Below are 25,416 nucleotides of genomic sequence, written 5' to 3' on the forward strand. Positions count from 1 at the left end.
AAAAACATGGGGTTAAATACTAAACTTAACACTGCCTAAGGAGGAAATTATGATTAGGTATTTTAAAAAAGCTATACCATTAAGTATTATAGCAACAGGTATAATGGCATCAGCATCTTTTGCAGATACATTTACTTTAAGAGTTGGGTCTGGACACCCTTCTAAGCCGACTGCATATGTTACCAATATGGAAAAAGTATTGGTACCAAATATTAAAAAGAGAGTGGCTGCTGAAACTAACCATAAAGTTAGAATTATAGAGGCCTATGCAGGTAAGATAGCTAAAGTTCACGAAACATTAGAAGCTGTAGAAAAAGGTTTATTAGATATAGGTTCATATTGTGTATGTTTTGAAACTGCTAAGTTATTACCTTGGAACTTTGATTATTTTGTTCCTTTCACTACAACTAACTTAGAAACAAATTGGGCTGTAAAACATAAAATTCTTAAACAGTTTCCGTATTTAACAAAAATGCTTGAAGATAAGTACAATCAAAAATTTATCGCCATGCAAGGTTTTGATGACTACGGACTTGGTACTGTCAAGCAATGGCAAAAAGCAAGTGAACTTAAAGGAGTTAAAGTTATTGCCGCTGGGCCTAACTTACCATGGGTATCACTATTTGGTTCTATTCCAGTTACCTCTACACTTCCAACAATGTATAATGATTTAGCTACAGGCGTTGCTAAAGGAGTAATTATATTCCCATCAGCACATGCAGGTGGTTTCAAATTTTATGAGCAAGCACCATATTGGAAAGTTATTGGTTTTGGCGCTATGGCTCAAACTATAACAACCATTAACTTAGATACTCTTAAGAAATTACCACCTGAAGTAGCTAAAATTATTATGGAAGAAGCTCAAAATTATGAAAAAGCTGCTGTAAAAGATGGTCAGCAAAGATATCAGAAAGGCTTAACTGACCTAGTTAAATTAGGTAAGAAAAAAGGTATTAATGATGCTGTAACATATCTTCCTTTAGACCAACAAAAAATATGGGCAGAAACAATTAAAGACTGGCCTAACTCAAGAGCTAAGGATATTTCAAAAGATTATGATATAGACGGTGCAGCTCTTATGAATGCATATATGAGCGAAATGGAAAAGACTGGTCATAAATTTCCTGTACGTTATAAAATTGGTGGTTAATTACTTTTAATTAATTTTTAAAACTTTAAAAGACGATCATTCACGTGATCGTCTTTTTTTTAAGGTAAGATAATGAAAAAAGAAACTTTTACTCTTTATTTAACAGCTCTAATATCTGGTATTTTAATAACAATGTTTATTAGTGCTTTAGTTACCTATATGGCTCTTTCTAACACCGCTTTATTCTTTGAAGTTTGGCCTCTTAATTGGTTTTATGCTGCTTTAGTTGCATTTCCTACTATATTATTAGTTAGGCCTGTAGCCACAAAGATAACAGCTAAGATAGCTAATCTAATTTACTAATAATTATTCTATAATTGCTACAACCCTTACAAAACCTGCAGATCCTTTTTTAATCTTAAATGGGAATGCAGATACAGTAAAACCTGCATTAGGTAACTTATCCAAGTTAGTTAATTTTTCAATGTGAGAGTAACCTTTAACCATACCAGCCCTATGACCTTCCCAAATTATTGATGGATCCTTAGATAACTTATATTTTTCAGCAGTATGAATAAAAGGAGCGTCCCAGCTCCATGCATCCGTTCCGGTAACCCTTACACCTTGATCAAGTAAAAATATTGTTGCTTCCCTTCCAATACCACAACCTTTAGATAAAAAATCATCTTGTCCATAACATTCACCAGCAGATGTATTAACAAAAACAATATCTAAAGGTTTTAATTTATAATTGATCTTCTTTAATTCTGACTTTATGTCACTTTCAGTTAAAACATAACCATCATCATAAGATCGTAAATCAAGTTTAACTCCATCACTAAAACACCACTCAAGAGGAACTTCATCTATTGTAATAGCTCTTGTTCCATTATCCATAGTTGAATGATAATGATAAGGCGCGTCCATATGTGTGCCATTATGCGTGCTAACGGTGATAGTTTCCATCGCCCACCCTTCACCTCCTGGTAGATCTTCTTTTTTTAAACCAGGAAAAAAGCTAATCATCTCTTCAGCTGTTTCATTATGATGGTGATAATTAATTTTAGGTAACATAAAATCAGGATCTGACTTAATACCTTCTTGTAAACTTACTGACAAGTCTATGAATTTTCTAGGCATATTTATCTCCTAATAAAATTTTATTATAGATGTTATGTATTTAAACTATAAAAAGTTTTTATTTTGATATTATGGTTATTTAAAATTTATTTGCTAGATCAAAAATTATAGTTCTGATTTGGGATTTTATATATCCAGCTATATTTTTAATTTCAGTTATTGCAGATTTTATAACAACATTTTTGTTCAAGTTAGCAAAGTAACTAGAATTTGTATCTAATGGCTTAATTACAAGACCTTTTTGTCTGAATTCTAGTTTATAATTATATGATTCAGTATCTGACAATTTTAAGATAATAGTCTTTTCTTTAATTATATCTCCAGGTTTATCAAATTTTTCTTTTTCTTCTTCATCTATAAAATCTGTTGATAATTTACCATCACCACTTTCTTCAGTGTAAAGGGAATCAACGTTAGCATTTAAATCATCTTTAACTACAACAATTTTAGCACTAATGTTTGCATCATTCTGTTTAACAAATGTTCTTAAATTAAAATTCTCTGAGGATGAAGCGCGGGTCTGTAAAACTGATACCTGCTTTACAATTGATGAAGAACTTTCTGAATTGAAGTTAGTAGTATTTAAATTTATTTCTAATAAGTAAGATGAAGTTGTAGAATTATAATTTAACGTTGAAACAATATTTGCAGAGATAGTAACTGTTCCAGAATTTACAAATGTTACTTCTCCAGTAGTAGAATTGACTGTTGCAATTGAACTATCACTAGAAGAATATACAATCGGTAACCCTGAAATACTTGACGTCCCTGTGAGTGTATAAGACGAAGTTGTAAAACTTTTGGTCTGATTACTTAAGCCACTAATTGTGGGGTTCCCAATTGTAATATTAGCAAAATGTGTGTTTTGGTTTGTAATACTATAATTTCCAATATCGTCTCCGCTATAATTGGATGTAATATTTACGATCCTTCCAGTTCCAATATTTTCATTTGCAAACACTCCTGAAAAACTTCCAGAAAAATCATCTCCTGAAACAAGTCCATTATAACTTACATTGGATGTATCTAAAGTTACTGCTGTAGTGCCATCAAAAGATTTATTAGAAGCTGAAATATTAGATACAGTTAAAGGTCTTGCTGAAACGTTAGCAATTGTTGTCTGACCTGAACTGATTGAATAGTTGGATGCAAGTCCCCCATTACTACCATCAACTAGAGTAATTGAATTAACTGTCACAGTTTTACCAGTACCAATATTCTTATTATCAAAAGTTGAAGAGTTAGTATTATTTATTGTTTCTGATCCAATTAATCCTGAAAAAGACAAGACTGTTGTCGCATTTGTTGTGCTATCATAAACTTTATTAGATGCTGTGATACCAGATACAGTTAAAGCTTTAGCATTAACGTTAGCTGTTGTTGTCTGACCTGTGTTGATCGAGTAATTTGATGCTAAACCACCATTAGCGCCATCAACTAAGGTGATTGAATTGACAGTAACAGTCTTTCCTGTACCAGCATTTTTATTATTAAATGTTGATGAGTTTGTACTTGTAACTGTTTCTGACCCAACAAATCCTGATAAAGTTAGAGTTGATGTTGCTGCTGATGAGCCATCATAAACCTTATTCGACGCAGATGCTGTTGCAGTTAATACTTTGGCAGATATATTAGCAGTTGTTGATGTCTGATCAGTTATATTATAGTTGCTAACATCAGCTCCAGCATAACTAGAAGTTATGGTTACTGTCTTGCCAGACCCTACATTTTTATCAGAGAATACTCCAGAATAACTAGCTGCAAAATCATCTCCATTGACAAAGCCGCTATAAACCGCTGATGAACTATTCATCGTTGCTGTAACACTTCCATCATAAGTCTTATCTGAGGCTGTTACGCCAGATACTGTTAATGACTTTGCAGTGATATTGGCTGTAACATCAGCATGGTTGGTTATTGAGTAATTACTTACATCTGCACCACTATATGAAGGTGTGATTGTTACCGTCTTACCAGTTCCAACGTTCTTATCAGAGAATGCTCCAGTGTAAGTTCCATTAAATGTATCACCATCAACTAACCCACTATAAGCAACTGATCCTGTATTTAATGTTGCAACAGCATTACCGTTATAGGTCATATTCGAGGCTGTTATGCCAGATACGGTTAGTGATTTCACTGTGATGTTTGCAGTTGTAGTCTGACCTGTGCTGATTAAATAGTTGGCCGCTAAACCACTTCCATCAGCCAAGGTGATTGAATTAACTGTTACTGTCTTATTAGATCCAACATTCTTATTATCAAAAGTTGATCCCACAGTTTGACCTAATGTCTCTGAGCCTATTAGACCTGACAAAGTCAGAGTAACGGAAGCAGAATTAGTTGCGTTATAGGTTTTATTAGATGCAGAAGCTGTCGCTGTTAATGCTTTCTGTGTGATACTTGCGGTTGTTGTGGATTGATCCGTTACACTATAGTTGTTTACATCTGCTCCACTATAAGTTGAAGTAATATTTACTGTCTTACCACTGGCTACATTCGCATTACTAAACACTCCTGTATAAGATCCATCAAACGTGTCTCCAGCTACTAGGCCGCTATAAACAGCTGAATTACCATTCATTGTTGCTGTAACGCTGCCATCATAGGTCTTGTCTGATGCAGCAATACCAGATACCGTCAATGATTTGGCTGTAATGTTTGCAGTTGTTGTGGATTGATCCGTTACACTGTAGTTGTTTACATCTGATCCACTATAACTTGAAGTAATATTAACCGTCTTACCAGTTCCTACATTTTTATCAGAGAATGCTCCTATGTAAGTTCCGTCAAATGTATCACCATCAACTAACCCACTATAAACAGCTGTTCCGGTTAAAGTAACGTTCGTACTTCCATCATAGGTCCTGTTTGAAGCTGTTATGCCAGATACTGTTAAAGACTTTGCAGTGATATCAGCAGTAGTTGTCTGTCCTGCACTGATTGAGTAGTTGGCTGCTAAGCCGCTGCCATCTGCCAAGGTGATTGAATTAACTGTTACTGTCTTATTAGATCCAACATTCTTATTATCAAAAGTTGATCCCACAGTTTGACCTAATGTCTCTGAACCAACGAGACCTGATAAAGTTAAAGTAACAGAAGCAGAATTTGTTGCATTATACGTTTTATTAGATGCAGAAGCAGTTGCAGTTAATGCTTTTGGTACAATGTTTCCAGTTGTTGTGGATTGATCTGTAACTGTATAGTTTCCAGCATCTGCACCGCTATAAGTAGACGTTATCGTAACTGCCTTACCATTACCAACATTCGCATCAGCGAATACTCCAGAGTAACTACCTGTAAAATCATCTCCATCAACTAAACCACTATACGATATATTATCTGTTTTAAGTGGAGCTGTTACCGTTCCATCATATTCTTTGTTATTAACTGTCAATCCAAAAACTGTTATGCCAGTAACACCTAAAGGTCTTGAAGTTATATTTGCTGTGGCACTTGATTGATCAGTAATTGTGTAGTTACTTACATCTGATCCACTATAAGAAGATGTAATTGTTACCGTCTTTCCTGTGCCAATATGCTTATCAGAAAATGAACCACTAAAACTACCTGCAAAAGAGTCCCCAAATACAATTCCACTATATGTTACATTTGATGAACTTAGTGTTGCAACGGTGTTACCATCATAGATCTTATTAGAGGCTGTTATGCCAGATACTGTTAGTGCCTTTGGAGTAATATTAGCAGTTGTAGTCTGACCTGCACTGATTGAATAGTTGGCCGCTAAACCACTTCCATCAGCCAAGGTGATTGAATTAACTGTTACTGTCTTATTAGATCCAACATTCTTATTATCAAAAGTTGATCCCACAGTTTGACCTAATGTCTCTGAGCCAACTAAACCAGTAAAGGTTAATGTTGTTGAAGCTGTTGTTCCTCCATCATATGTCTTGTTAGATGCAGAGGCTGTTGCTGTTAATGCCTTTGCAGATATATCTGCAGTTGTAGATGATTGATCGGTAACTGAATAGTTGTTAACATCTGCTCCACTATAACTTGGGGTTATATTGACTGTCTTACCAGTACCTACATTTTTATCAGAGAATGCTCCAGTGTAACTGCCTGTAAATATATCACCATTAACTAATCCGCTATAAACAGCTGTTCCGGTTAAAGTAGCACTAGTACTTCCATCATAGGTCTTGTCTGAGGCAGTAATACCAGATACCGTCAATGATTTGGCTGTAATGTTTGCTGTCGTTGATGACTGATCCGTTACGCTATAATTGCTTACATCTGCACCACTATAAGAAGATGTAATTGTTACTGTCTTTCCAACACCAGCGTTTTTGTCAGAAAACGCTCCTGTGTAAGTTCCATTAAATGTATCACCACTAACTAAACCACTATAAACAGCTGTTCCGGTTAAAGTAACGTTCGTACTTCCATCATAGGTCCTGTTTGAAGCTGTTATGCCAGATACTGTTAAAGACTTTGCAGTGATATCAGCAGTAGTTGTCTGTCCTGCACTGATTGAGTAGTTGGTTGCTAAGCCGCTGCCATCTGCCAAGGTGATTGAATTAACTGTTACTGTCTTATTAGATCCAACATTCTTATTATCAAAAGTTGATCCCACAGTTTGACCTAATGTCTCTGAGCCAACTAAACCAGTAAAGGTTAATGTTGTTGAAGCTGTTGTTCCTCCATCATATGTCTTGTTAGATGCAGAAGCAGTTGCTGTTAATGCTTTTGCAGATATATCTGCTGTTGTTGTGGATTGATCGGTAACTGAATAGTTGTTAACATCTGCTCCAGCATAACTAGGAGTTATGGTTACTGTCTTACCAGACCCTACATTCGCATTACTAAACACTCCTGTATAAGTTCCATTAAACGTGTCTCCAGCTACTAGGCCGCTATAAACAGCTGTTCCGGTTAAAGTAGCACTAGTAATTCCGTCATAGGTCTTATCTGAGGCAGTAATACCAGATACCGTCAATGATTTGGCTGTAATGTTAGCTGTAGTTGATGACTGATCCGTTACGCTATAATTGCTTACATCTGCACCACTATAAGAAGATGTAATTGTTACTGTCTTTCCAACACCAGCGTTTTTGTCAGAAAACGCTCCTGTGTAAGTTCCATTAAATGTATCACCACTAACTAAACCACTATAAACAGCTGTGCCTGTTAAAGTAACACTCGTACTTCCATCATAGGTCTTATTAGAGGCTGTTATGCCAGATACGGTTAATGACTTCGCTATTATATTAGCAGTTGTAGTCTGCCCTGAACTGATTGAGTAGTTAGCTGCTAAGCCACTTCCATCTGCCAAGGTAATTGAATTCACAGTAACAGTCTTGCCTGTGCCAACATTCTTATTATTAAATGTAGATGTGTTTGTTGATCCTAACGTTTCTGATCCAACGAGACCTGATAAAGTTAGAGTAACAGAAGCAGAATTTGTTGCATTATATGTTTTATTAGATGCAGAAGCAGTTGCTATTAATGCTTTGGCAGATATATCTGCAGTTGTTGATGTCTGGTTAGTTATACTGTAATTACTAACGTCTGCTCCTGTGTAAGAAGATGTAATTGTGACCGTCTTGCCAGTTCCAACGTTGGCATTACTGAAAGCTCCTGTATAAGACCTATCAAATATGTCTCCAGGTATAAGACCACTATATAAAATAGCTGATGTATCTAAAGTAGCACTTGTGCTCCCATTATAAGTCTTACTTGCAGCTATTATTCCAGATATTATTAATGACTTCGCTGTAATATTTGCTGTTGTTGTTTGACCAGGAGTAATTGAATAATTGGATGCCAAACCACCATTATTACCATCCGCTAAAGTAATTGAGTCAACCGTGACAGTTTTTCCTGTTCCAACATTCTTATTATTGAAAGATGATGAATTTGTATAAGCTAGAGCCTCAGAACCTACAAATCCTGATAGTGTAACTGAAACTGTTGCTGAAGAATTACTATCATAAACTTTATTAGATGCTGTATTTCCAGATACTGTCAATGATTTTGGTGATATATGCGCAGTAGTTGTCTGGCCTGCACTGATTGAATAGTTAGCCGCTAAGCCCCCATTGCTTCCATCTGCTAATGTAATCGAATTAACTGTTACTGTCTTATTTGATCCAACATTCTTATTATCAAAAGTTGATCCCACAGTTTGACCTAATGTCTCTGAGCCAACTAAACCAGTAAAGGTTAATGTTGTTGAAGCTGTTGTTCCTCCATCATATGTCTTGTTAGATGCAGAGGCTGTTGCTGTTAATGCCTTTGCAGATATATCTGCAGTTGTAGATGATTGATCGGTAACTGAATAGTTGTTAACATCTGCTCCACTATAACTTGGGGTTATATTGACTGTTTTACCAGTACCTACATTTTTATCAGAGAATGCTCCAGTGTAACTGCCTGTAAATATATCACCATTAACTAATCCGCTATAAACAGCTGTTCCGGTTAAAGTAGCACTAGTACTTCCATCATAGGTCTTGTCTGAGGCAGTAATACCAGATACCGTCAATGATTTGGCTGTAATGTTTGCTGTCGTTGATGACTGATCCGTTACGCTATAATTGCTTACATCTGATCCACTATAACTTGAAGTAATATTAACCGTCTTACCAGTTCCTACATTTTTATCAGAGAATGCTCCTATGTAAGTTCCGTCAAATGTATCACCATCAACTAACCCACTATAAACAGCTGTTCCGGTTAAAGTAACGTTCGTACTTCCATCATAGGTCCTGTTTGAAGCTGTTATGCCAGATACTGTTAAAGACTTTGCAGTGATATCAGCAGTAGTTGTCTGTCCTGCACTGATTGAGTAGTTGGCTGCTAAGCCGCTGCCATCTGCCAAGGTGATTGAATTAACTGTTACTGTCTTATTAGATCCAACATTCTTATTATCAAAAGTTGATCCCACAGTTTGACCTAATGTCTCTGAACCAACGAGACCTGATAAAGTTAAAGTAACAGAAGCAGAATTTGTTGCATTATACGTTTTATTAGATGCAGAAGCAGTTGCAGTTAATGCTTTTGGTACAATGTTTCCAGTTGTTGTGGATTGATCTGTAACTGTATAGTTTCCAGCATCTGCACCGCTATAAGTAGACGTTATCGTAACTGCCTTACCATTACCAACATTCGCATCAGCGAATACTCCAGAGTAACTACCTGTAAAATCATCTCCATCAACTAAACCACTATACGATATATTATCTGTTTTAAGTGGAGCTGTTACCGTTCCATCATATTCTTTGTTATTAACTGTCAATCCAAAAACTGTTATGCCAGTAACACCTAAAGGTCTTGAAGTTATATTTGCTGTGGCACTTGATTGATCAGTAATTGTGTAGTTACTTACATCTGATCCACTATAAGAAGATGTAATTGTTACCGTCTTTCCTGTGCCAATATGCTTATCAGAAAACGAACCACTAAAACTACCTGCAAAAGAGTCCCCAAATACAATTCCACTATATGTTACATTTGATGAACTTAGTGTTGCAACGGTGTTACCATCATAGATCTTATTAGAGGCTGTTATGCCAGATACTGTTAGTGCCTTTGGAGTAATATTAGCAGTTGTAGTCTGACCTGCACTGATTGAATAGTTGGCCGCTAAACCACTTCCATCAGCCAAGGTGATTGAATTAACTGTTACTGTCTTATTAGATCCAACATTCTTATTATCAAAAGTTGATCCCACAGTTTGACCTAATGTCTCTGAGCCTATTAGACCTGACAAAGTCAGAGTAACGGAAGCAGAATTAGTTGCGTTATAGGTTTTATTAGATGCAGAAGCTGTCGCTGTTAATGCTTTCTGTGTGATACTTGCGGTTGTTGTGGATTGATCCGTTACACTATAGTTGTTTACATCTGCTCCACTATAAGTTGAAGTAATATTTACTGTCTTACCACTGGCTACATTCGCATTACTAAACACTCCTGTATAAGATCCATCAAACGTGTCTCCAGCTACTAGGCCGCTATAAACAGCTGTTCCGGTTAAAGTAGCACTAGTACTTCCGTCATAGGTCTTATCTGAGGCAGTAATACCAGATACTGTCAATGATTTGGCTGTAATGTTTGCAGTTGTTGTGGATTGATCCGTTACACTGTAGTTGTTTACATCTGATCCACTATAACTTGAAGTAATATTAACCGTCTTACCAGTTCCTACATTTTTATCAGAGAATGCTCCTATGTAAGTTCCGTCAAATGTATCACCATCAACTAACCCACTATAAACAGCTGTTCCGGTTAAAGTAACGTTCGTACTTCCATCATAGGTCCTGTTTGAAGCTGTTATGCCAGATACTGTTAAAGACTTTGCAGTGATATCAGCAGTAGTTGTCTGTCCTGCACTGATTGAGTAGTTGGCTGCTAAGCCGCTGCCATCTGCCAAGGTGATTGAATTAACTGTTACTGTCTTATTAGATCCAACATTCTTATTATCAAAAGTTGATCCCACAGTTTGACCTAATGTCTCTGAACCAACTAAACCAGTAAAGGTTAATGTTGTTGAAGCTGTTGTTCCTCCATCATATGTCTTGTTAGATGCAGAGGCTGTTGCTGTTAATGCCTTTGCAGATATATCTGCAGTTGTAGATGATTGATCGGTAACTGAATAGTTGTTAACATCTGCTCCACTATAACTTGGGGTTATATTGACTGTCTTACCAGTACCTACATTTTTATCAGAGAATGCTCCAGTGTAACTGCCTGTAAATATATCACCATTAACTAATCCGCTATAAACAGCTGTTCCGGTTAAAGTAGCACTAGTACTTCCATCATAAATCTTACTTGAGGCAGTAATACCAGATACTGTCAATGATTTGGCTGTAATGTTTGCTGTCGTTGTTTGCCCAGGACTTATGGAGTAATTTCCTGCTAAACCACCGTTTGTTCCATCTGCTAGAGCTATTGAATTAACGGTCACTGTCTTCGCAGTTCCAACATTTTTATTATTAAAAGTTGACAATATAGTTTGATCTAATGATTCAGAACCAATTAATCCTGAAAAAGTTAGAGTTGTTGTCGCTGTTGTTAATCCGTCGTAAGTCTTATTTGATGCAGAGGCAGTTCCAGTTAAAGTTTTTGCTGTAATGTTTGCGGTTGTGGTTTGACTTGTGTTGATTGAATAGTTGGTTGCTAATCCACCATTCGTACCATCTGCCAAAGTAATTGAGTTAGCTGTTACAACTTTGTTAGATCCAACATCCTTATTATCAAAAGTTGCTGTTATACTATGATTTACAGTTTCTGACCCAACAAATCCTGATACTGCAGAAGTTATTGATGGACTATTATTACCATCATATGCTTTATCAGATGCAGAAAAAGTTGAAAGTAGTAATATTTTTGCATTTATGTCTGCAGTTGTTGATGTCTGATCAGTTATATTATAGTTGCTAACATCAGCTCCAGCATAACTAGAAGTTATGGTTACTGTCTTGCCAGACCCTACATTTTTATCAGAGAATACTCCAGAATAACTAGCTGCAAAATCATCTCCATTGACAAAGCCGCTATAAACCGCTGATGAACTATTCATCGTTGCTGTAACACTTCCATCATAAGTCTTATCTGAGGCTGTTACGCCAGATACTGTTAATGACTTTGCAGTGATATTGGCTGTAACATCAGCATGGTTGGTTATTGAGTAATTACTTACATCTGCACCACTATATGAAGGTGTGATTGTTACCGTCTTACCAGTTCCAACGTTCTTATCAGAGAATGCTCCAGTGTAAGTTCCATTAAATGTATCACCATCAACTAACCCACTATAAGCAACTGATCCTGTATTTAATGTTGCAACAGCATTACCGTTATAGGTCATATTCGAGGCTGTTATGCCAGATACGGTTAGTGATTTCACTGTGATGTTTGCAGTTGTAGTCTGACCTGTGCTGATTGAGTAGTTGGCTGCTAAGCCACCATTGCTTCCATTTGCTAAAGTGATAGAATTAACTGTAACAGTCTTCCCTGTTGCTACGTTTTTATCTGAAAAAGTTGATGAGTTTGTACTTGTAACTGTTTCAGATCCTATAAAACCTGACAGAGATAATGTAACTGTTGCTGCTGAAGAACTATTATACACCTTGTTTGATGCAGATGCAGATGCGGTAAGTGCTTTGGCTGTAATATTAGCCGTGGTTGATGACTGATCCGTTACGCTATAGTTGTTTACATCTGATCCACTATAACTTGAGGTAATATTAACCGTCTTACCAGTTCCTACATTTTTATCAGAGAATACTCCAGAATAACTACCTGCAAAATCATCCCCTGATACTAAACCTCCATAACTTACAGATCCTGTGCCTAATGTAGATGACGTTGTTGAATCATAAATCTTGTTAGAAGCTGTGATGCCAGAGACTGTTAAAGGTTTTGCTGTGATGTTGGCTGTAGCTGTTTGTCCTGCACTAATTGAATAGTTTACTGCTAATCCACCATTTGTTCCATCTGCAAGGGTAATTGAATTTACAGTTACAGTTTTACCTGTTCCAACATTTTTATCTGAAAAAGTTGATGCTACAGTTTGACCTAAGGTTTCAGAACCAACTAACCCAGAAAAGGTTAGTGCTGTAGTTGCTGTACTTGTACCATCATAAACTTTATTTGATGTAGAAGCACTAGCGGTTAATGCTTTAGCAGTAATGTTTGCTGTTGTAGTTTGACCTGTGCTGATTGAATAGTTGGCTGCTAAGCCACCATTGCTTCCATTTGCTAAAGTGATAGAATTAACTGTAACAGTCTTCCCTGTTGCTACGTTTTTATCTGAAAAAGTTGATGAGTTTGTACTTGTAACTGTTTCAGATCCAATAAATCCTGATAAAGATAGTGTGACTGTTGCTGCAGAAGAGCCGTCATAAACCTTATTCGATGCAGAAGTTGTTGCAGTTAATGCTTTGGCTGTGATGTTTGCAGTTGTTGTCGATTGATCAGTTACTGTATAGTTGTTAACGTCTGCTCCACTATAACTTGAAGTAATGTTGACTGTCTTACCAGTGCCAACATTAGCATTGGTAAATACACCAGAGTAACTACCTGCAAAATCATCCCCAGATACTAAACCACCATAACTGACAGTTCCTGTGCCTAATGTAGATGACGTTGTTGAATCATAAATCTTGTTAGAAGCTGTGATGCCAGAGACTGTTAAAGGTTTTGCTGTGATGTTGGCTGTAGCTGTTTGTCCTGCACTAATTGAATAGTTTACTGCTAATCCACCATTTGTTCCATCTGCAAGGGTAATTGAATTTACAGTTACAGTTTTACCTGTTCCAACATTTTTATCTGAAAAAGTTGATGCTACAGTTTGACCTAAGGTTTCAGAACCAACTAACCCAGAAAAGGTTAGTGCTGTAGTTGCTGTACTTGTACCATCATAAACTTTATTTGATGTAGAAGCACTAGCGGTTAATGCTTTAGCAGTAATGTTTGCTGTTGTAGTTTGACCTGTGCTGATTGAATAGTTGGCTGCTAAGCCACCATTGCTTCCATTTGCTAAAGTGATAGAATTAACTGTAACAGTCTTCCCTGTTGCTACGTTTTTATCTGAAAAAGTTGATGAGTTTGTACTTGTAACTGTTTCAGATCCAATAAATCCTGATAAAGATAGTGTAACTGTTGCTGCAGAAGAGCCGTCATAAACCTTATTCGATGCAGAAGTTGTTGCAGTTAATGCTTTGGCTGTGATGTTTGCAGTTGTTGTCGATTGATCAGTTACTGTATAGTTGTTAACGTCTGCTCCACTATAACTTGAAGTAATGTTGACTGTCTTACCAGTGCCAACATTAGCATTGGTAAATACACCAGAGTAACTACCTGCAAAATCATCCCCAGATACTAAACCACCATAACTGACAGTTCCTGTGCCTAAAGTAGTTGAAGTTGTTGAGTCATACGTCCTGTTCGAAGTTGTGATACCAGATACTGTTAAAGATTTAACAGTAATGTTCGCTGTCGTAGTTTGACCTGTGCTTATAGAATAGTTAGTAGCCAAGCCACCATTACTTCCATCTGCTAAAGTTATCGAGTTAACAGTAACAGTCTTCCCTGTTTCTACGTTTTTATCTGAAAAAGTTGATGCTACAGTTTGACCTAAAGTTTCAGAACCAACTAAACCAGAAAAGGTCAAAGTTGTTGTCGCTGTTGTTAATCCATCATAAACTTTGTTCGATGCAGAGGCAGTTGCGGTTAATGTTTTTGGACTAATGGTAATTGTATAACTATCAGTTGCAGAAGCATATTCATTAGTTTCAGCTAAAGCTACACTCATTGTTGTGTTACCTACTTCAACAAGAGCAACTGTTCCATTAGAAGAGTTAATAGTTGCAGAACTTGTGTTAGAACTTGAAAAGGTCTTTGAACCATTAGTATCAGTTGTAAAATTATTAGTTACTGTATCACCGTAAATTACAGCTAATGACGAACTCGAAAAATTAGTTACAGGAACTGGTTTATTTATAATAGTTCCATTGTTATTTTTAGTATTGTGAATTAAATTACCATCCACATCTAATATAGCATTGTTTGTTAAAGAGCCTGTGCCAATAGGACCACTTGTTGCACTTCCTAGGCTACCAACGGAAGTTGCTGCCAACTTTAATGTACCAGCATTATTAATTGTTCCACCAGAAAATGTGCTTAGTTGAGAAGTAAGAACTAATAGACCATTTCCAATTTTAGTAAATGAACCAGAACCTGCAATTATACCGCCGTATGTTAAAGTTGTAGACCCGTCGACATTGAATGTTCCATTACTTCCTCCTAAAGCAACTCCTCTGTTAGAATTAAGTGTAAAGTCAGCAGTAGATTGTAAGGCTCCACCATTTAATGTTAAATGACCTGCTGTGACAGATCCTGGAACAGCTCCAAGGCCGTTATCAGCCTCAATACTAATGGTTCCCACAGAAATAGTAGTCGTTCCGGTATAAGTGTTTGTCCCAGACAGAGTAAGTGTTCCAGAACCAACTTTAACAATGTTACCAGCCCCACTTATAACACCAGAAAATGTATCGTTTCCACTATCACCAGTTGTTAACGTAATCCCACTTGCAAGCTGAACGTTACCTGCTCCACTTAAGGACTGAATAGTATCTGTGGCATCAACATCATATGTTGCACCAGAACTTACTGACACGTCGTTTGTATCAGCTAAAGTACCTGTAACTTGAAATGTTCCAACACTAATTATTGTTTGCCCAGAGTAAGTATTTACTCCAGAAAGCAATAAGGTTCCTGAACCTGATTTTGTAAGATTATTTGATCCGGCAACTATACCACCATAAGTCAAGGTTAAACCAGTATCTAAGTCAATTGTTCCATGACTGGCGCCAAGACCAATTCCTCTATTAGAGTTTAATGTAAAGGATGTTGTAAGTCTTAAGGTTCCTCCGTTTAATGTTAAGTGACCTGCAGCTGCAGATCCAGGAGTTGCACCTAACCCAGATTCCGCACTTATACTGACTACACCACCATTAATTGTTGTTGTTCCAGTAAAAGTATTTGTTGCTGATAGAGTTAAAGTTCCAGAACCTGATTTAACAAGATTGCCAGAATTACTAATAACACCCGATATTGTTTGATTAGACAAGGATGAAATTTCAAATGTACCTGAATTAGAGATTGTATTTGAATAAGAACCTGAACCTAACTGACCAGAAATATTTAATGTGCCAGCATTAATAGTTGTAGTTCCACTGTAGGTATTAATACCACTTAAGATTAATGTTCCATTAGCTGACTTTATAAGGTTATTTGATCCTGCAATGATACCAGCCACAGTCAAAGTAGTACCAGTATCAACATTGAATGTGCCATGACTAGAGCCCAAAGCAACCCCTCTGTTAGCATTCATTGTGAAATCTGCAGAAGATTGTAATGTTCCACCATTTAAGGTTAAATGGCCAGCTGTAGTAGAGCCAGGTGCTGATCCTAAACCACTGTCAGCACTGATAATAATCGTTCCAGAGTTTATTGTCGTAGTTCCAGCATAGGTATTTATTCCTGATAAAGTTAAAGTGCCTGAACCTATTTTTACCAGACTACCAGCACCACTAATTACACCAGAAATTGTGTCATCACCTGCGTCACCTGTTGTTAGCGAAGTCCCACTTGAAAGCTCGATGTTACCTGCCCCACTTAAGGATTGAATGGTATCTGTAATATCAATATCAAGAACAGCACCAGAACTTACCAAAACATCAGTTGTGTCTGCTAATGTTCCGCTTATTAGCAAGGTTCCAGCACTAATTGTTGTATCACCGGTGTAGGTGTTTGTTCCTGATAAAGTTAAAATTCCTGAACCTGCTTTTGTAAAATTACCATCGCCACTTATTACACCAGAAATTGTGTCATCACCTGCGTCACCTGTTGTTAATGTAATCCCACTTGCAAGTTCGATATTACCTGCCCCACTTAAAGATTGAATGGTGTCTGTGGCATCAACATCATAAACAGCCCCAGAACTGACTGAGACATCTGTCGTATCTGATAACGTACCAGTTGTCTGGAATGTTCCTGCACTTATTATAGTGTCACCGGTATAAGTGTTTCCACCTCCAAATACTAATGTACCAGTCCCAGATTTTGTTAAATTACCACCATCAGCAGCAATCCCATTATAAACTAAAGAAGTTCCACTATCGACATTAATTGTTCCATGTTGCGATCCTAGACTAATTCCTCGATTAGAATCTATTGTAAAGTCGGCAGTAGATTTTAATGTTCCACCATGTAAAACAATTTTACCTGCTGTTGCAGAACCAGGAACAGCTCCTAAATTTCTATCAGAACTAATACTAATCGTGCCTGATCTAGCTGTTGTCGTACCAGTGTAAGTATTAACACCACCTAAAATTGTGGTTCCATACCAATTTCTAATATTTCCGGCACCAGCAATGATACCTCCGTAAGTTAATGATGTTCCAGAAGCGGGTTTCAAATGTGCTGTATATCCCGACGATATTGCAATACCTCTGTTGGGGTTTAAGGTAAAATCAGTCGTAGTTATTAAGCTTGCATCTATTGTAAGATGCCCCGCTGTTGCTGAGCCAGGAGCAGTACCAAGTGCGCTGTCAGAATTGATACTTAATGATCCTGCATTTATATCTGTAGTTGCAGTATGTGTATTTATGCCAGTTAACTCTAATGTACCAGAACCATTTTTAGTTATACTTGCAGTACCATTTCCGCTGATAACACCTGGTACTGTAAGTGTTTGACCTGAATCAATATCAAAAACGGGAGCAGCTGAACCAAAACTAGATTCTAATAAAATTCCTTTATTACTATTAAGAGTAAAAGTAGATGAAACGTGAAGTGTTCCATTAATCATTGTGATATTATCACTGTCAACAGAACCTGGAATTGCCCCTAAATTAGCTGCTGAAGAAACGGATAAAACTCCTTCTTGCAGACCTACAAATCCACTGTTTGTATTATTTCCTGTTAAGACAAGCGTTCCAGCTCCAGCTTTAATAAAGTTTCCAGATCCAGCTATTATACCTCCATAAGTTAAGGTAGTGCCTGGATCTGTAAGGATTGTACCTTGATTAATTAGATTTATACCTCTATTCGAATTTAGTGTAAAACTAGCGGTTGTTCTAAGAGTTCCACCATTGAAAGTTAAGTGACCTGGAGTAGCAGAACCAGGCGGTACACCTAATCCACTATCAGAGCTTATGATGATAAAACCGTCATTCATTGTCATTAAAGAATATGTGTTACTACCAGACAAAGTAAGCTCACCCGTACCACCTTTGACAATATCACCAGTTCCACTAATAACGCCAGATATAGACTGATTTGACGAAGAAGAATATTCAAAAGTCCCTGAATTACTTATATTACCTGAGTAGTTTCCAGATCCTAAAAGACCTGAAATTTCTAAGGTTCCTGAACTGATTGTGGTATTACCTGAATAGGTATTTACTCCTGAGAGAATTAATCTACCATCTCCTGTCTTTATAAGATTATTAGAACCTGCAACAACGCCAGCTACAGTCAAAGTTGTTCCAGTATCAACATTGAATGTGCCATGACTAGATCCCAATGCAACCCCTCTGTTGGCATCAAGTGTAAAATCTGCAGTAGATTGTAACGTTCCACCATTTAAGGTTAAATGTCCTGCAGTAGCTAAACCTGGAGTTGCTCCTAATCCACTGTCAGCGCTAATACTGATCGTTCCTGCACTAATTGTTGTTGATCCTGAGTAAGTGTTTACTCCTGAGAGAATTAAAGTTCCTGAATCTACTTTAGTCAATGTACCTGAACCGGCCATAATACCGCCATACGTTAAAGTAGTACCAGAATTAACGTCTATTATCCCATTACTTGCGCCAAGAGCAATGCCTCGATTTGAGTTAAGTGTAAAATCAGCAGAAGATTCTAAAGTTCCTCCATTTAATGTTAAATGACCTGCTGATGGTGAACCTGGAGCCGCTCCTAATCCACTGTCAGCGCTAATACTTATCGTTCCTGCACTAATTGTTGTAGTACCAGAATACGTGTTTGTTCCTGATAGAGTTAAAGTTCCTGAACCAGCTTTTGTAAAATTACCAGCACCACTAATTACGCCAGAAATCGTGTCATTACCAGTATCACCAGTTGTTAACGTAATTCCGCTTGCAAGCTGAATATTACCTGCTCCACTCAAGGATTGAATAGTATCAGTGGTATCAACATCATAAACAGCACCAGAAGCTACAGACACATCTGTTGTATCTGCTAAAGTTCCTGTTGTTTGAAACGTTCCATCACTAATTGTTGTATCTCCAGAGTAAGTGTTTACTCCTGAAAGTAACAACGTACCATCCCCAGACTTAGTTAGATTATTTGATCCTGCAATGATACCGCCATAGGTTAATATATTTGAACCAGTAACTTGAATAGTACTCGCTCTATTTAAATTAATTCCTTTGTTGCTACCAAGAGTAAATGAAGCATTACCTTTTAGAGTTCCACCATCCAAAATAATATTATCTGCATCAAGAGTTCCTGGATTTGCACCTAAATTATCACTAGAAGACACACTTATTGTGCCGGAGGAAATGGTAGTTGATCCTGAATATGTATTAGTACCTGATAAAGTTAATATACTAGAACTTGAAGTTGATTTTGTGAGTGCTCCTGTTCCACTTATTACTCCTGATAATGTTTGATCCGAAGAAGAACTATAATTTAGCAAACCCGAATTTGAAATATTACTTGCATAAGTTCCTGAGCCAATTTGACCTGATATATTTAATGTACCAGCACTAATTGTTGTAGTACCAGAATACGTATTTGTTCCAGATAAGGTTAAGGTACCAGAGCCAGCCTTGGCTAAGTTACCTGATCCACTTATTACTCCTGAAACAGTATCATTACCAGAATCACCAGTTGTTAAAGTAATTCCGCTAGCAAGCTCGATATTTCCTGCTCCAGTTAAGGATTGAATGGTATCAGTGGCATCAACATCATAAATAGCTCCAGAAGCCACAGACACATCAGTTGTATCTGCCAAAGTTCCTGTTGTTTGAAGGGTTCCATCACTAATTATTGTATCTCCAGAGTAAGTATTTACTCCTGAGAGTAACAACGTACCATCCCCAGACTTTGTTAAATTATTTGATCCTGCAATGATACCGCCATAGGTTAAGGTTCTAGATCCATCTACATTTATCGTTCCATGGCTTACGCCAAGATCAATGCCTCGATTTGAGTTAAGTGTAAAATCTGCAGTAGATTGTAACGTTCCACCATTTAAGGTTAAATGTCCTGCAGTAGCTGAACCTGGAGTTGCTCCTAATCCACTGTCAGCGCTAATACTGATCGTTCCTGCACTAATTGTTGTTGATCCTGAGTAAGTGTTTACTCCTGAGAGAATTAAAGTTCCTGAATCTACTTTAGTCAATGTACCTGAACCGGCCATAATACCGCCATACGTTAAAGTAGCACCAGAATTAACGTCTATTATCCCATTACTTGCGCCAAGAGCAATGCCTCGATTTGAGTTAAGTGTAAAATCAGCAGAAGATTCTAAAGTTCCTCCATTTAATGTTAAATGACCTGCTGATGGTGAACCTGGTGCCGCTCCTAAACCACTATCAGCAATAATGCTGAGCTTACCAGCACTAATTGTCGTTACTCCAGAGAACGTATTTGTTCCAGATAAAGTCAGAGTTCCAGAACCAGCCTTGGCTAAGTTACCTGATCCACTTATTACTCCTGAAACAGTATCATTACCAGAATCACCAGTTGTTAAAGTAATTCCGCTAGCAAGCTCGATATTTCCTGCTCCAGTTAAGGATTGAATGGTATCAGTGGCATCAACATCATAAATAGCTCCAGAAGCCACAGACACATCAGTTGTATCTGCCAAAGTGCCAGTGACCTGCAATGTTCCATCTGTAATAACTGTGTCTCCTGAGTAAGTGCTAGCACCATCAATTAGGAAATTTCCTGCACCAGATTTAGTTAATGCACCTGAGCCAGATATAACACCTGCGTAGTCTAATAAAACTCCAGAATCAACATTAAACCCTCCATTACCATCGAGGAATAATCCTCTGTTAGTATCGAGCGTGAAATCAGAAGTGGCTAATAAAGTTCCTCCATCAAACGTGATTGTATTTGAACCAGTTGTTCTTCCCAACTGATCAACAGCACTTATACTTAATGTGCCACCATCTAAATTTAAATTTCCTGTAAAATTATTTGATGTAGACAACAATAGAGTGCCTGAGCCACTTTTTGTAAGATTTCCAGATCCTTGAATAAGCCCGCCATAATCAAGTTGAGTTGAAGTATTTGTATGAATTGCCCCATTTCCAGATAAATTAATCCCACGATTGGCATTTAAAGTAAAATCTGCTGTCGTTTGAAGTGTTCCACCACCAAAAGTTAAATGACTAGATTGAACAGTGCCTGGAACTGCGCCTAAATTATTATCTGAACTAATACTTAATATACCAGCATTAATTGTTTTTGTTCCAGTTATAGAATTAGATCCTGACAATGTTAGGGTATAATTTCCATCTTTAATAAAATTACCATCACCAGATAAATCTCCTGAAAATGTTGTTGAACCACTTGATAAACTTGATGTAATTGTCATGCTTGAAGGAATATCAATCAAACCAGAGCCTGAAATAGATCCAATTGTGTCGTCGCCAGCGTCAAATCCTAAAATAGTGCCCGAAGCTAATGAAATATTAGTGTTTCCTAATAATCCCTTAGCAGTTAACTCACCACCAGAAATTGTAGTGCTTCCGGTATAAGTATTATCATTCAAAAAAGTAAAAGATTGAGAGCCATCTTTTGTAAAACCTCCGGAACCAGAGATAATACCGCTAAAACTACCACCAGAACTATTATTTACAGTAAGAGTTCTCCCAGATGAAACTGATATTCCACCACTTCCTGATAACCCAGCTAATGTGACATTGCTATTAACGTTATAAGTTCCTCCATTTGAGGTCAAAGAATGGTTAGATGGTACAGAACTAGAGTTATCAATTCTTAAAGTTCCAGCATTTACAATAGTTGATCCACTATATGAATTAGATCCACTTAAAACAACAGTACCGCTTCCAGTTTTATTTAAATCTCCTGATCCAGATATTGATCCCGAATAAGTTGTGGTTCCACTACCAGTAAAATCAACATTACCTGAGCTACTTAAATTTATATTTGGCCGTACAGTTGCGCCAGAAGAAGTTGAAATACTGCTTCCTGAAGCTAAGTTAATAGTTCCAGAACCGTAAACATTACTTGATCCAGGCTCTAAAATTAACCCACCAGTTCCAGATCTAGTTATATTGCTATTAATATAAATATGTCTGTTAGAGTCTAGAGTTAAATCATTAGAACTATTTGATGATATAGAGTCTTGAACATATATATCCCCATTTTGAGAACCACTATTACCAGTAAAAACTGTTATGTTGTTAGATGCAAGTGCGGTCTCTAATGTTCCAACATTAATTACAGCACTATTTCCCGTGGCAGTATAACTGCCATTAATATCTGAACTACTTCCATTGCTAATTGTTATGTTATACGGGTCAATTAACCACTGACCATCTTCACCAATATTAGATTTCGTTGAGATTTTTATATCGTTTATATCAAGAGAACGTCCTGAAGTTTCAATTTTACCGCCATTTCCATTAATCTTTCCTCCATCTGCCTTTAAAGTTCCTTTAACTGTTGTTTTTGAATTTGAATCATGAATATTAGACCAAACAACAATTTCACCACCATCACCAAAATCATAAGCTGAAGCGTCTAAAGAGGCCCCTTCATTAACTATTGTTGTAGTTGCTTGATATACATCTTTATTATTATTTTGCCAGCTTCCACCTACTTCTATTACTCCACCACTAGTATTTCCCTTTGCAGATAACTTAGAACCTGATTGAATTAAAATTTCATCTCCAGTTACTCTGATTTTTCCACCTTTATCAGACTGTGAGTTAGCTGCAATAGAACCTGAATTAATGATCTTTCCGTTGCTAGCTGAAAGAAAAATTCTCCCACCTTTTTGTGAAATACCATCAGCTACTATTGATCCAGAATTATTAATTACTGCTTTTGAAACCTCATCAATCCCTTTGGCAGACAAGATAACCGTGCCATTATTCACTCTTATAGCGTTATTATTTGCAACTAAAGAATTGATAATACCTCTATCAACTGAATAATTTATAAGTTTATTGCCATTTAAGCTAAGAGTTACTTTTTCACCTGAGATAAGAGACGCCGACCCATTAGGTGTCGTTATTTCACCATTATTTGTAACTTGCTGACCTATTAAAGCTACAGCTCCACCTTCAAAAGCAGAGATTTTTCCATTATTTTCAATTGAGCCTGCACTAAATTCTTTTTCAAATATTATTTTATTATTTAAAAAATCATTATTTTTCATGTTAAGAGATGATGCTATTATAGAACCCACATCAACCTTCGATCCATCTTTAAATATGACACCGTTAGGATTAATTAATATCACATTTCCATTTGCTGTTAAATTTCCATATATGTAAGTAGGGTCGTTTGTTTGTACTCTATTTAAAGCCGAGGACGTTGATTGTGGCTGATTAAATTTAACTGTGTGATCTTTATCTATATTGAAAGATGACCAATTTGTAATTAATTTATCAGAATTTTGTTGGATTGTTAATGTCTTATCATTTTTGCTAATTACAGCACTACCATTTATTATACTTGGATTTTGTGGCAATAAATTTGCATCAGCAAATGCTATGCTGGGAATTGTTATTATACCAATAAATAAAAGCTTATTTATTATTTTAGGAAATTTCCTAACCATTAAAACTCATATGAAAGAACAAGCCAGACTCTGGAAGAGTCAGCCTTACCGTCACTGTTCATTCCTGCACTAGATTTACCGTCATTATTACCAATGGTCTGTGACCAACCTGCTTTAATAAGAATGTCTGACCTAGGATAAAAATCAAAAGCAACCCCCCAGCCTGATAAGGAATATTTATTAGGAGTTGTAAGGGTGATATTTGAAGGATCTTTATATTGTTGAATTTTTCCATAGTCATAAAAAACAGAGGCCAAAACATCAACATTAATTAAACTAGATAAATTAGTTTGTAATTCAGCAGTAAATTTATAACCTTGATCACCAGATGCCTCACCAGAAGGATAAGCCCTGACACCAGAAACCCCTCCAAGTGATAGTTTTTCTGAACTGTCTAGATTTTTATTCGATAACTGTGCTAATCCAAATGTTTTAAGATTTAAATTCGTGCTTACCTTTTGAATATGATAAAAATTTAATAATGTTTTATCAAATGAACCGTGAGTTTTAGTACCTGTTGCACTTTGATCATTATTATAATCTGACGATACTTTTGATAGATCTAAATCTCCAAAACTTTTATCAATAGAAACAATAGACACGCCGCCTAAATCATAATTATTTGATTTTTTATAAGTTAAACCAAAATTAAAATTATCAATTATTTTGTCATTAGTTGTAGAACCAGACGCTTCATTATATATGTCTTTTCTTTCAATATTTGATCTGAATAAAATAGAACTCTCACGCCTCCTCTGTATAGGATAAACAAGACCAATATTACTTGTTGAAGCAGTTCCTTTAGAAACAGGGTTAGTCCTTATTTCTTTACCAATTTCAAAATCCAAGTCTGTATAGGATATAGTTCCCCTTAATCCAGATTGTTGTATGGGAAATTCGTATAAAATTTTTGTAAAATCATAGTTTGTTGAACTATTAATAGTTTTAATAAAAGATATTTTATCACCAAATTTTGATGGATTATTAATATCTATAACTACGTTAGCTCTTTCTTTACCAGTATATCTATTACCATAGTTGTCATAAGACAAAATTCCGGTTACTAAATCATCTTCAATGACGTCGACAATTATTTTAGAACTTCCCTGCTCTTCGCCAGTTGTTATAGTTGATGTTACATTTAACCCCGGTAATTCGTTTAAATTTAATAGGCCACGCTCTAAAGATTGAGAAGTTAGGTTTCCACCTAAGGCGTCATCAAGGTAACTCGAAATAACATCTTCATATAAACGAACGTTATTTTTTTTAAAAATATAAGGTTTATTTTCATCTAATTTACCTTCATTAATTTGGATAATTATAGTTTGGTTGTTTACCTCTTGTTCTGGTAAAAAAGCTTTAGCTAAAAAGAAACCTTTTTCTGAGTAAAGCTCTTGTATTAAATAAGCAGCATACTTTAAATCTTCAAACGTATTTTTCTTATTAGTATAATTTTTTAGTAAATCTCTAAATATTTCTTTTTTGAATTTAGTTATTGAACCCTTAAATATAAAGTCTTTAACAAATATAGTCGGAGATTTTGAATTTCTAACAGGAGGGCTTTTTTTATTCTTATCAATTTGTGGAATTTTTTGTGGATTTTTGTTAAATTTATATATCTCTTCTTCACGGTTTAATAAAGAACCTGCGTCGGTGTCAGCAAAAATAGGTTTATTTATTAAAATAAAACCAAATACTGCCGTATATAGTAATGGGATAGTCTTTTTAATATACATTCTTATCTCGAAATTTTTTTAAAATTTAAATAATATAAAATTAAGAGGAGCTATAATTAATGTCTGTTAAATGTATCACTAGTAAAATCTCCACAATTTTATAAGGAAGAAAGTCGTTTAACTGCCCT

The 25,416-nt window shown here is 36.3% G+C and carries 5 protein-coding genes; 2 read left to right on the top strand and 3 right to left on the bottom strand.

Features of this window, described 5'->3' with window-relative positions:
- Positions 1 to 49: 49 nt before the first annotated feature.
- Positions 50 to 1,150 (top strand): hypothetical protein, encoded by a 1,101-nt coding sequence (locus tag ABXT66_RS05505; protein ID WP_443644661.1) that lies wholly within the window; start codon positions 50 to 52, stop codon positions 1,148 to 1,150.
- A 72-nt stretch (positions 1,151 to 1,222) separates the two neighbouring features.
- On the top strand, positions 1,223 to 1,453 hold the full coding sequence (locus ABXT66_RS05510) for a DUF2798 domain-containing protein (protein WP_443644662.1): 231 nt from the start codon (positions 1,223 to 1,225) through the stop codon (positions 1,451 to 1,453).
- 3 nt (positions 1,454 to 1,456) lie between these two features.
- Here the strand turns inward: ABXT66_RS05510 and ABXT66_RS05515 are convergent, their stop codons facing one another.
- From ABXT66_RS05515 to ABXT66_RS05525, 3 genes are all read right to left on the bottom strand, one after another.
- On the bottom strand, positions 1,457 to 2,230 hold the full coding sequence (locus ABXT66_RS05515) for a cyclase family protein (RefSeq protein WP_443644663.1): 774 nt from the start codon (positions 2,228 to 2,230) through the stop codon (positions 1,457 to 1,459).
- A 79-nt stretch (positions 2,231 to 2,309) separates the two neighbouring features.
- Positions 2,310 to 23,552, bottom strand: coding sequence for a YDG domain-containing protein (locus ABXT66_RS05520; protein ID WP_443644664.1), 21,243 nt, complete (start codon positions 23,550 to 23,552; stop codon positions 2,310 to 2,312).
- Positions 23,552 to 25,288 carry a ShlB/FhaC/HecB family hemolysin secretion/activation protein gene (locus ABXT66_RS05525; RefSeq protein ID WP_443644665.1) on the bottom strand — a complete coding sequence of 579 codons (1,737 nt, stop codon included), beginning with the start codon at positions 25,286 to 25,288 and terminating at the stop codon, positions 23,552 to 23,554. The genes ABXT66_RS05520 and ABXT66_RS05525 overlap by 1 nt, the downstream gene beginning before the upstream one ends.
- Positions 25,289 to 25,416 lie beyond the last annotated feature (128 nt).

It is taken from the genome of Candidatus Levibacter sp. Uisw_134_01 (genome assembly GCF_047717795.1).
Classification (GTDB): domain Bacteria; phylum Pseudomonadota; class Alphaproteobacteria; order Puniceispirillales; family Marisalimonadaceae; genus Marisalimonas.